Annotated in this window: 9 protein-coding genes; 2 read left to right on the forward strand and 7 right to left on the reverse strand. The window is 64.7% G+C overall.

Annotation, left to right across the window (positions count from 1 at the left end; translation table 11 throughout):
* From GPT33_RS13945 to GPT33_RS13970, 6 genes are all read right to left on the reverse strand, one after another.
* Window positions 1-946, reverse strand: a 946-nt coding sequence (locus GPT33_RS13945; protein WP_296809942.1) for a sodium/proton-translocating pyrophosphatase, incomplete at its 3' end; no start/stop codon positions are given.
* 114 nt (window positions 947-1060) lie between these two features.
* Window positions 1061-2182, reverse strand: a complete 1122-nt coding sequence (gene lpxD, locus GPT33_RS13950; RefSeq protein WP_296809943.1) for a UDP-3-O-(3-hydroxymyristoyl)glucosamine N-acyltransferase — start codon at window positions 2180-2182, stop codon at window positions 1061-1063.
* Window positions 2179-2901: a carboxypeptidase-like regulatory domain-containing protein gene (locus tag GPT33_RS13955; protein ID WP_296809944.1), complete on the reverse strand. Its 723-nt coding sequence runs from the start codon at window positions 2899-2901 to the stop codon at window positions 2179-2181. Before GPT33_RS13955 ends, lpxD begins: the two co-directional genes overlap by 4 nt.
* 431 nt (window positions 2902-3332) lie before the next feature.
* Entirely contained in the window at window positions 3333-4817 is a 1485-nt protein-coding gene (locus tag GPT33_RS13960) for an RsmB/NOP family class I SAM-dependent RNA methyltransferase (protein WP_296809946.1), read from the reverse strand.
* A 10-nt stretch (window positions 4818-4827) separates the two neighbouring features.
* Window positions 4828-6309, reverse strand: coding sequence for a RimK family protein (locus GPT33_RS13965; RefSeq protein ID WP_296809948.1), 1482 nt, complete (start codon window positions 6307-6309; stop codon window positions 4828-4830).
* Between the two features lie 194 nt (window positions 6310-6503).
* Window positions 6504-7568 carry a peptidase C39 family protein gene (locus GPT33_RS13970; RefSeq protein ID WP_363929367.1) on the reverse strand — a complete coding sequence of 355 codons (1065 nt, stop codon included), beginning with the start codon at window positions 7566-7568 and terminating at the stop codon, window positions 6504-6506.
* Window positions 7569-8008: 440 nt separating this feature from the next.
* Between GPT33_RS13970 and argE the strand changes: the two genes are divergently transcribed.
* Window positions 8009-9163, forward strand: a complete 1155-nt coding sequence (gene argE / locus GPT33_RS13975) for an acetylornithine deacetylase (protein ID WP_296809954.1) — start codon at window positions 8009-8011, stop codon at window positions 9161-9163.
* A gap of 100 nt (window positions 9164-9263) precedes the next feature.
* Complete coding sequence (locus GPT33_RS13980) at window positions 9264-10214, forward strand: neutral zinc metallopeptidase (protein ID WP_296809956.1); 951 nt, start codon at window positions 9264-9266, stop codon at window positions 10212-10214.
* A 45-nt stretch (window positions 10215-10259) separates the two neighbouring features.
* Here GPT33_RS13980 and GPT33_RS13985 read toward each other — a convergent pair.
* The coding region (locus GPT33_RS13985) for a Uma2 family endonuclease (protein ID WP_363929366.1) at window positions 10260-10992 on the reverse strand (733 nt) is incomplete at its 5' end.

Genomic DNA, 10992 nt, shown 5'->3' on the forward strand with positions numbered 1-10992 from the left:
CATCGATCATCCAGACGACCAGGAAAGACACGGCGATGAAGAGCAGCGTGGCCCCGATGGTGCCCGTGCGCAGCGCGGTGGCCGGTTTGTTGGCCGAGACGGACTTGACGAGAAAGATACCCGCGATCGAGCACAGCAGACCGGCCGAGGCCAGGGCCAGCGGCAGAAACATCAGCGAGGACTGCGCGCCAAGCACGGCCAGGGTCGTGGCCGACATGGTTGCGGCGATGGCGATGGTGGCGATCTGCGCGCCGCAATAGGACTCGAAGATGTCCGAACCCATACCGGCGACATCGCCGACGTTGTCGCCGACGTTGTCGGCAATCACGCCCGGGTTGCGTGGATCGTCTTCGGGGATGCCGGCCTCGATCTTGCCGACCAGATCCGCACCCACGTCCGCGCTCTTGGTGAAGATACCGCCGCCGACGCGATAGAAGAGTGCGACCGAGGAGGCGCCGACGCCGAAGCCATGGATCGCGTGGGATGCCTCGGGGTTACCGCCGAAAAGCAGATAGAGAAAACCCAGACCCAAGAGACCCAGCGAAGCGACCAAGAGACCCATGACCGAGCCGCCGTAGAAGGCGACGGTCAATGCCGCGGGCGCGCCCAGCGTGTGTGCAGCCGTGGTGGTGCGCACATTGGCCCTGGTCGCCGAAAACATCCCTAGAAAACCAGCGCTTGCGGATGCGCCAGCGCCGACAACGAAGGCCAGTCCGGTCTTCCATCCCAAGAACCAGGTCAGCAGCACAAGCACCACGACGCAGAAGATGCCCAACAGCATCAACTCTCGCTTCATGAACACCATGGCGCCGAGATGGATCTCGTCGGCAATCGCCTTGACCTTTTCTTCCCCTTCGGGGTAGGCCAAGACTAGCTTGTAAATATAGTACGCCGCCCATAGCCCGAAAATGCCGAGCAGCAGCGGGATCAACGCGTTGAAGGACATTGGATCTCCTCAGTTCATCGGTCGTTTTGGTGATAAAACCGCAAGGTTTATAGCAAATATCGGCCGGAAAAGCGATTCGACCGTCATTGAGCTGTCACATACAAACCATTGATCTCAATCGGTCTCGATCCCGGATACGACATCGGGCGAGAGGCCGCTCGCGGATGGTGCAGGTGGGTTTGGGGCGCTCGAAGAGCCGCCGGTCAGGTCCGCCAGACAGCGCTCCAAGCGATCGATCGTCTGCTGTTGCCGCTCGACCTGCTTGAGCAACGCGGGGAGTCGAATGAGCGCCGCGCTTTCGCGAAGGGCCTGTTTGACCGGACGCGCGGGTGTCCCGAAAACGGCCACCCCGGCCGGAACATCTTTGACGACGCCGGCTTGGCCGCCGATGCGTGCCCCGTCGCCGACCGTCACGTGATCCGAGATCGCGACCTGCCCGGCCACCACGACGCCTTGCCCGAGCTTGGAGCTGCCCGCAACGCCGGACTGGCTGACCAGAATGCTGTGCGGTCCGATATCGACGTTGTGGGCGACCTGGACCAGATTGTCGATCTTGGTGCCCCGCCCGATGCGCGTCATACCGAGCGTGGCCCGGTCGACACAGCTGTTGCAGCCGATCTCCACGTCATCCTCGATGACGACCCGCCCGAGCTGCGGGATCTTGCGGTGCGCCGTCCCGTCCCAGCGAAACCCGAACCCGTCGCCGCCGATCCGTACACCCGGATGCAGGACGCAGCGATCGCCTAATGTCGAGTCGCGCAGAATGCTTACATTGACCCCGATCGCGCAATCCGTTCCGACCTGAACCCCAGTTCCGAGATAGGACCCGGCGCCGATCCGCGAGCCGGAGCCGATTCGGGCGTCCGCATCGACGACCACGCCGGGACCAAGCTCCACATCCTTCCCGAGGTCTGCTGTAGGGTGTACGGACGCACTCGGATGAATGCCCTGACTCTCCGTTGCCGGCGCGAACCAAACCGCGATTTCGAAGAAAAGACTGCGCGGCTCGGCGACGCGCAACAACCGCTTGCCGACGACATCCGGAAAGCCCTCGCCGACAAGGACCAGCGCGGCCGCACTGCTCGCCACGGCATCGGCTTGGCTCGCGTGCTCGGCGAAACACAGATCCCGCGATCCGGCCTGCTCCAGCGTGTTGACGCCGTTGATCTCGCCGTCGTCGGGGTTCTCGAGTACGAGCTGCAGCCGGTCGTAGAGATCTTGAATGGAGAGTGTCATGGTGCGGGCCAGTAGAAGGATTCGGCCACGGCCCCGGTCGCCGGGAGCGTGACGTTGCGGGTCTGTGTCTGTCCGGCATGCTCGACCGTCAAGACATAGTCGCCGGGGGCCAGATTGGCGTAGAGCCAGGGGCCAACGGTGACGGTGCCGAGCAGCGTCGGCCCGGCGGCATCCTGTATCTGCACGCGGATGTTGGACAGATAGGCCCCGGAGCCGGCGACGGCGAACAAGAGCCGCAGATTGTACTGAGCCTTGACCTGCTCCATCGCTTCGCGCTCGGAGGCACCGATCCCGCCGCTGATGTGCGGAACCCCCAGGGTCGACTGGCCGGGAAGCCGTCGCTCCTTAGGCGGCTCGGGCGGCGGCGCAGTCGCCGGTTCCTCCACCGACGCCTCCATCGGCGCCGGCACCTGCTCGGGAGTCAGGACGGGGACGGTTGCAGGGACCGGTGCCGTGCTCGGCTCCGCAACAGGAGGCGCCCCCGGCAAAATCGCCCCGCCGGGAAGCACGGTTCCCGGCGGCAACACCATGCCCTCCTCGAGCACGATACCGCCGGGCAGAGTCCTCCCTTCCGGCGCAATCGCCCACTCGACCGTCGGCTGAGCGACCGGCGTCGGGGCCTGCGCCTCCTGCTCAACCGGCTCCTGCGCGAACGCAGTCCCCGAGCCGAGGCAAGCCAACATCACCGCAAAATCGAACCTCTTGTCGCGTCGCCGCATCGCTTAAAACCCTCCAAAAAAACACATTACCTCAGGCGTTTCGAGAAACAAGGTGATTTCCGGGCTTAAGAAACACATCAAAAACAACCCAAAAACGTAGGATGGGTAGAGCGAAGCGAAACCCATCCAGCCCGCGCCAAGGGCATCGGACCGAAACCCGGGAACACGGCGGTTTGGAGGATGGGTTTCGCTATCGCTCTACCCATCCTACGCATTCATCAAGGTGTTCACCTTGTTTCTGAATCGTCACCTGAGCATCCCGACTGCGCATTCTCGGAAGGTCCATCGGGACTGTGGGGCGAATTCATTCACCCACACCACGCCTGTAGACCTTTCCCTAAAATCACCTTAAAACGCGTCCGCTACAAGCCGAGCGGACAGGGCCAAGTGCAGCCAACACAAACGCATCCCATGAACCATCGGGACGCGTTTTAAGCCGCGCACCCACTCCAGCGGCTCGGAAACAAACTCTCGATCACTCCGGAGCGATGAAGCACGCCCACACCCAACACATGACCACGATAACTCACGATGATCTGCCCCGTCGGCGTGGCAGCACGTTGCTCGGGGGTTGGGTCGAAGATCTCGCGGCGTAGATAACGGTCGCGTTGCTCGGTATCCAAAGCGACACCGAAGCGCGTGATATCTCGCCCAAAGAGCAGAGAGCCGCCGGTGCTGGGCTTGGGCGGTCGCACATTGGTGCGGTGGAAGAACAAACCGCTCGACTCCGCCACGGGGAGCGCGGGCGGCGCATGATCGGCCGCCATCAAGTGCAATCCCCGTCGGGTTTGGCGGTTGGCTCGGTAGTGGATCCAATAATCCCTGCCCAGTCCGTACTTGTCGTCGAGACCGGCAAGCCACTCGGCGGCATCCGTGTCGTCCAAGCCCGCCGGCTCCGGGGTCGGCTCGGCGGGGCAGCCGGCATCCTTCTCCAGGATGGCCATGAAAAAACCGCCGGTGTCGCGATGGTGGGGCCAGATCCTCAGACAATTCGCCAGCTCGGGCGGAAGCTCCCGGCCGTTCCAATGGGTGACGCCCGGCATCGCGACGAAACCCGGAACCAATGCGGGCACCAGGCGCAGCATCCCGGGATGCTCGGCGAGGATGTCGGCCACCACCAGCTCGTTCTCCTCCGGCGCGAAGGTACAGGTGGAATAGAGGATGCGCCCGCCCGGGCGACAGCGCTGCACGGCTTTGCGCAGAAGCGCCCGCTGGCGCGGTCCCAGGCGATGCGCGCTGTCGGGAGCGAGCCGGGGCAACAAGGACGGCGTGCGACGCAACGTGCCCTCGCTCGAGCAGGGTGCGTCGACCAGGATGCGGTCGAACTGTCCGCTCGCGCTCGGCCAGTTGGCGCCGTCGCAGCAGGTGGTGGTGACGTTGACCACGCCGAGCCGGTCGAGATTGCCTTGCAGCGCCTTGATGCGCGCGTGGGCGATGTCGTTGGCGACGAGCGTCCCGCGATTGCCCAAGGCAAAGGCGATCTGTGCGGTCTTGCCTCCGGGCGCGGCGCAGAGATCCAACACCCGCTGACCGGGTGCCAGGTCCATCAGCATCGCCGGCAGTTGCGAGACCTCCTCCTGTGCATGGGCAAGACCGGCGCAGTACCACCAGTTGCGGCCGGCCTTGATCTCCTCGGGGAGTCGCAAGGCGCCGGGCAGGCCGGGCACGGGTTGCGTATCCAAACCCTGCTCGGCCAGCAGATCGGCCAGCTCGGCGACCGAGATCCGCGTCGGGTTGGCCCAGATGCAGGGCGGCAGCGGCCGACCAAGTGCCGCGGCGAAGGCGTCCCAATCGTCGACCAAGGAACGATAACGGGCCAGGGGCGAGGCGGCGATCTGCTCGGGTGTGATGAGCGCGGTTGCATGCGAGCGCGAGAGACGGATGGTCTGCGGGCGCGATTCGGTGGCTTGAGTCATCGCAGTCCAGTCAGCGTTTGCCGGAGCGCCGGCGGTCGAGTCGTGCCACGAATTCGCCGATCAAACGGGCGTAGAGTTGATCACCGAGCACCTTGTCTTCGACGCCCGAGTCCAGGCTGGGGTTGTCGTTGACCTCGATCACGACAGGACCGGCCGGCGTCTCCTTGAGGTCGACCCCATAGAGCCCGTCGCCGATCAGATCGGCCGCTTTCAGCGCCGTCTTCATCACGGCGGGCGGGACGGCCTCCACCGGCAGGGTCTCGAACCCGCCCTGCTCGTGACGACCGTCGCTCTCGTGCTTGACGATCTGCCAATGATCTCGGCTCATCAGATACTTGCAGGCATAGAAGGGCTGGCGACCCAGGATGCCGATGCGCCAATCGAAGGCCGTGTAAAGATACTCCTGCGCCAGGATGAGATCGGATTCCTTAAAGAGCTTACCGGCGATCCGCGTCAACCCGGCACGATCCTCCGCCCGGAAGACCCCGCGTGAAAAAGAGCCCTCCGGGATCTTGAGCACGATCGGATAGCCGATCTGATGCTCGGCCTCCATCAGATTCTCCTTGCGCAACACCAGTGTCTTGGGCCGCGGGATGCGATGCGCGGCCAGCAGCTCGGCGAGATAGACCTTGTTGGTGCAGCGCAGGATCGAGTCCGGATCGTCGATGACGACCATGCCCTCGCTGTCGGCCTTCTTGGCGAAGCGGAAGGTGTGGTGACCGATGCGCGTGGTCTCGCGAATGAAGAGCGCGTCGTACTCGGCGAGCCGGCTGTAGTCCTTGCGCTGGATCAGCTCGACGTTCACGCCGAGCGACTTGCCGGCCTTCACGAAGCGTTGCAGTGCCTTGCCGTCGGAGGGCGGCAGCTCCTCGGCGGGGTCGTGGAGCACGGCGAGGTCATACCGATACGACAAGCGCGCACGCGGCTGGCGCCAACGCTGCGAGAGATAGCCCTCCAACGCCGCAAACAGAGGCCCCTCCCCGTCCGCCGTGACCGCGGCCAGCGGCAGGGCCTTGATGGCCCCGATGCGCCAGGTGCCTTGGCGGCGAAACTCCACGCGCAGGATCGGGCAGCGGAAGGTTTCGAAGATCTCGCGCGCGAGTGGTTGCAGCTCCTTCACGTCGCACTGACCGAAGCAGATGGTCAGCTCGTAGGCGGTCGGAGCGAGCGCCGAGGTCTTGCGCCGACCGAGCAGACGCTGCACCAGCCCGTCGAGCTCTTCGGTGGCCAAGCTGTAGAGCTCGCGGCTGGAGAGTTCCTGTATGGTCCGCACGCTCGGGATGACCTTGTGACCCCGCGCCTCGGCGAGCAACGAGCAGTAATAGCCCACCGAGAGATAGCGATAGCTGCGGCACAGGTTAATCACGCGCAGATCGCGCTTGGACGCCAGCTCGCCGCCCGCGAGATAGTCACGCGCGGTCACCACGGGCAGACGGGGAAAGCCCGGCTTCCAGTCGCCTTGCTGCTCCACCAACAAGAGGTGCTCAGCCATTTAAATCGCGCTCGTTCGTAGAGTAGGTGTCGCGTTGCATTTTGGTTCCGGGTTTATCCACGCCAACGCACCTCGGCACAGGCGCGATTTAAAGAACAAAAAAATAAAATCCTAAACCGCGTCGCTAACGTCGTTGATCGGTGCTGATAAGCCTGGAATCCGATGCGAACAGCTCATGCTCCACCGGACGCGGTTTAGCAGGAGACGAGGACCACCGCTTGCAACCCGACCCGACCATATCGGGCCATCCGACTGAACTCGTCGCGGGGAATGGGCATGTCGATCGAGTCCAGCGTGGTCTCTCCGTTGTCGTAGTCGACGTAAGGGTCGTGGACATAGACGAAGTGCTCGTCGAAGCCGGTGATCACGACCCAATGCGGGAATTTCTCGCGGTAGATGCGGTAGGAGCTGATCAAAACCAGGGGCACAGAGCCCGCGTCCCAACGTTTCTGGAGATCGTCGATTCTGAGCGTGCCCGGATTGACCGGGATACCGAGACGCTGCGTCTCTGCCAGCATGTCTTCGTGAACCAGGCGCATGACCTCCTTCTTCTCCGGGCTTCGCACCGAGTCGACCAGCGGCACGCCCGGATCGTTCACGAAGACCTCCACGGCGAATCCACGGGACTGCGCGGACAGCGCCAGCCCCAACGGACCGCAGCCGCCGTGTCCGGAGGTCATGAAGATGGTCGTGGACTCGCGCCAGATCCGCAGCTCCAGCGTGCGATTGAGCTCGAGGCTCGGGCGCAGCGCCTGCATCGCCATCATCAGCGAGGAGGAGCCGCAGGTGAAATCGAGCGTCTGCTCGTAAAAGGGCACGCGCTTGAGCTCCGGCTTGAGACCAGGAGATAGCGTCTTCTCGTACCGAAGCGCCTCCATGTGGTCTTCGTAATAGTCCGAGAGCACGCCGAAGCGGCGATAACCCGCGCTCTCGAACAGCGCCTGCGAGGCGAGGTTGTCGCGCCGGATCTCGAGGCGCATGTAGGCGCGCTCCTGTTCCCAGGCCGCCTCCTCCGCAGCTTCGACGAGTACGCGACCGACCCCGCGGCCCCGCGCTTGTGCCGCGACCGCGATCGAATAGAGTCGCGCAACCGAGGTCGCCCGGCTGAAGAGCACCATGACGTAGCCCAGCAGCGCGCCTTCGGCATCCTCGGCGACCAGCGTGCGCGCCTGTGCACGGGTCAACATGTAGCGGAACTGGCGACGGGTCAGCCGGTCACTCTGGAAGCTTGCGGTCTCGAGCCGCAGCAGTGCGCCCATGTCGGCAAGCACCGCAGGGCGCAGACGTACAGGCGAGGGCGCGGTGTCGCTGATCGGATCGGTGGGCACTGGATTGGACACGGGCTTCGCTGACGGCGTGGGGACTGGCGGGCGCCGGAAAGGCGGGATAGAGTCGGCGAAATCTACAGGTCGCACAGGAAAATGCAAGGCGTCCGCGGCCGGCGCCATCGGATCGAATCCACATCTTCCTCGGGCGACGGACCCGAGCGTCAGGAACGATTCAAAAACAACCGAAACACGTAGGATGGGTAGAGCGAAGCGAAACCCATCCAGCCCACGTCAAGGGCATCGGACCGAAACCCGGCAACGTCGCGGTTTGGAGGATGGGTTTCGCTGCCGCTCTACCCATCCTACGCGTCGATCGAGGTGTTCACTTTGTATCTGAATCGTCACTCAGTCTCAATGCAGCGGAGCACGCCATGCCCAGCCAGGCCCCGACCCTGACCACGATGCTCGAAGGGCTGATCGGCACCCTGTCGGTGAGCAGCGTCACGCCCGCCTTCGACCACAGCAACCGAGCGGTGATCGACCTGTTGGCCTCTTGGCTGGAGTCGGCCGGCTTCCGGGTCGAGATCCTGGCACTTCCGGGGCAACCGGACAAGGCCAATCTGTTGGCCACGCTCGGTAGCGGACCCGGCGGTCTGGTGCTGTCGGGACACACCGACACGGTCCCCTTCGACGCCCATCTTTGGACCCACGATCCGCTCAATCTGACCGAAGCGGATGGGCGCCTCTACGGGCTCGGCACGTCCGACATGAAGTCCTTCCTGGCGCTGGCGATCGAGGCCGCACGCGGCTTGACCGCGACCGATCTTGCACAGCCACTGATGATCCTGGCGACCGCGGACGAGGAGTCCGCGATGCACGGCGCACGCGCCCTGGTCGAGTCCGGACGGCCGCTCGGGCGCTATGCGGTGATCGGGGAGCCGACTGGGCTGCGGCCGGTGCGTCTGCACAAAGGCGTCATGGGTGAATCGATTCGCTTGGTCGGTCGCAGCGGCCACGCGAGCGACCCGTCACTCGGCAACAACGCCTTGGACGGTATGCACGAGGTTATGGGCGCCCTGATCGCTTGGCGCTCGGAGCTCGCGGACAGCCACCGACACCCCGACTTCAAGGTCCCGCATCCGACCCTCAACCTCGGCCATATCCACGGCGGCGACAACCCCAATCGCATCTGCGGCGAGTGCGAGCTGCATGTCGACATGCGTCTCCTGCCCGGACTCAGCGCGACCGACGTGCGCGCGGAGCTGAGCCGCCGGGTCGCGACCGTCGCCGACCGCCGCGGGCTCGCCTGGTCCGTCGATCCCTTGTTCGAGGCCATCCCTCCGGCCGAGACACCCGCGGGCTCGGCGATCGTGCGCGTGGCCGAGGGACTGACCGGTCACACCGCCGAGGCCGTGAACTTCGGCACCGAGGCGCCCTTTCTCAACCAGCTCGGAATGGAGACCATCGTGCTCGGCCCGGGCGATATCGCACAAGCCCACCAACCGGACGAGTATCTGGAGCTGGATCGGATCAGACCGACGCTCGACCTGCTGCGGGCGCTGATTCAGCGTTTCTGTCTACGTTAAACCGCGCCCGGCGCGGTATGCGATGTTTTTGGATGGGATTGGCCCCGGCAGGTTTGACGACCGCTGGAGCCGGCGCGGTTTAGGCATTTGAGGAAACCCCATGCGTTGGAAGACCGGTAGGCGTAGCGAGAATGTGGAGGACCGCCGAGGCGGCAGTCTCGGCGACAGCCCCTTCGGTGGACGGCGCCCGCTCGGCGTGGGACGCCGCGTCGGAATCGGCGGCGGGCTGGGGGGCCTGATCCTGGTGGTCGTCTTATTGCTTCTGGGCGTGGACCCGAGCCTTCTCCTGAACCAAGGCGGGTTGGGGCCGACTCAGGAGACCTCCCGGGCGCCGAGCGGCCAAGTACCCTACGGCGATCCGTTCGATGCCGGTCAACCCGAGATCAGGCTTCCGAGCGCGGCGGTCAAAGACGAACTCGCCGACTTCGTCTCCGTTGTCCTGGCGGACACCGAGGACACCTGGGGCGAGATCTTCAAGGCCGGCGGCGAGCAATATCGAGAGCCGACCCTAGTACTCTTCTCGGGCGTCACCCGCTCGGCCTGCGGTCTGGGCGAGGCGGCGATGGGGCCTTTCTATTGTCCGGCCGATCAACGCGTCTATATCGACCTGGCCTTCTACGACGAGCTGCGGCGGGATTTCGGCGCGCCCGGTGATTTCGCCCAAGCCTACGTCATCGCGCACGAGGTCGGGCATCACGTTCAGAATCTGCTCGGCATCTCCGAGCAGGTCGAGAGGTCGCGTCGTCGCGCCGGTCGGGATGAGGCCAATCAGCTCTCGGTGCGCCTGGAGCTGCAGGCCGACTGCTTCGCCGGGGTTTGGGCCCACCGCGCACACAAGGCACGCAACATCATCGAGGCGGGCGATATCGAGGAGGGCCTGAACGCCGCCTCCGCCATCGGCGACGACCGTCTACAACGCCAGACCCGCGGCTATGTCACCCCGGATAGCTTCACGCATGGCGGCTCGGCACAACGTGTACGCTGGTTCAAGCGCGGGCTCTCCACCGGCGAGCCCTCCGCGTGCGATACCTTTTCGGTCGAGACGCTTTGACCGGTTGAGGGTTCGAGAAACCGCTGCACCGGAAATTCGCGGGACTCAGTCCTCGGGCGGCGCAAGTCGCCCGACCAGCGCATCCCAGGCGATGACCACGCCCGGCAAGATGTCGACCCGGGTCTCACCCGCCAGCTCCGTCACCTCGGCCCCGCCGAACCGGCCCTGCTCCAGCCGGTAGATGGTGAGGGTGCGGTCGATCGGATGGACCAGCCAGTATTCACGCACGGCGGCTCGCTCGTAGACCCGGCGCTTGCGCACATGGTCATGGCTCGCGGTGCCCGGCGAGAGCACCTCCACGACAAAGTCCGGACCACCCCGCACCCCGCGACGGTCGGTCTTCGCCCGATCGCAGATCACCAGCACGTCCGGCTGAACAACGGTGTCGATAGCCGCGTCGTCCTCGTCGGCGCGGGGAACCCGCACATCCACCGGGGCGACGTAGGCGCGGCAGGGTTGGTCCCCGAGCGCCTGCCGAAGCTGGTAGTAGATCTCGCCGACCACATCCTGGTGATCGAGAGTCGGTGCGGGCGACATCAGATAGGCGACACCGTCGATCAGCTCGTAGCGCACGTCATCGGGCCAGGTTAAATAGTCCGCGTAGGTATAGTGCCGATGATCGGGTTGGGGCAGATGCATGGCGAACACCCATTGGAAGACGTCCGAAAAAGTATAAAGCAGGACGATCAGCCGGATGACTAAACCGCGCCCGGTGCGGTGTGAGTCATTTGTTGGAATGGCTTGGCCGCGCCAGCCCCGACGACTGTCGGAGCTGGCG

It is taken from the genome of Thiocapsa sp. (genome assembly GCF_011390875.1).
Classification (GTDB): Bacteria; Pseudomonadota; Gammaproteobacteria; order Chromatiales; family Chromatiaceae; genus Thiocapsa.

Bases quoted from the DNA above. Each gene is read 5' to 3' on its own strand.
- GPT33_RS13980 (WP_296809956.1), top strand. From the start codon at position 9,264: ATGCGTTGGAAGACCGGTAGGCGTAGCGAGAATGTGGAGGACCGCCGA.
- GPT33_RS13965 (WP_296809948.1), bottom strand. From the start codon at position 6,309: ATGGCTGAGCACCTCTTGTTGGTGGAGCAGCAAGGCGACTGGAAGCCG.
- GPT33_RS13960 (WP_296809946.1), bottom strand. From the start codon at position 4,817: ATGACTCAAGCCACCGAATCGCGCCCGCAGACCATCCGTCTCTCGCGC.
- GPT33_RS13970 (WP_363929367.1), bottom strand. From the start codon at position 7,568: ATGGGCGCACTGCTGCGGCTCGAGACCGCAAGCTTCCAGAGTGACCGG.
- GPT33_RS13955 (WP_296809944.1), bottom strand. From the start codon at position 2,901: ATGCGGCGACGCGACAAGAGGTTCGATTTTGCGGTGATGTTGGCTTGC.
- lpxD (WP_296809943.1), bottom strand. From the start codon at position 2,182: ATGACACTCTCCATTCAAGATCTCTACGACCGGCTGCAGCTCGTACTC.
- argE (WP_296809954.1), top strand. From the start codon at position 8,009: ATGCCCAGCCAGGCCCCGACCCTGACCACGATGCTCGAAGGGCTGATC.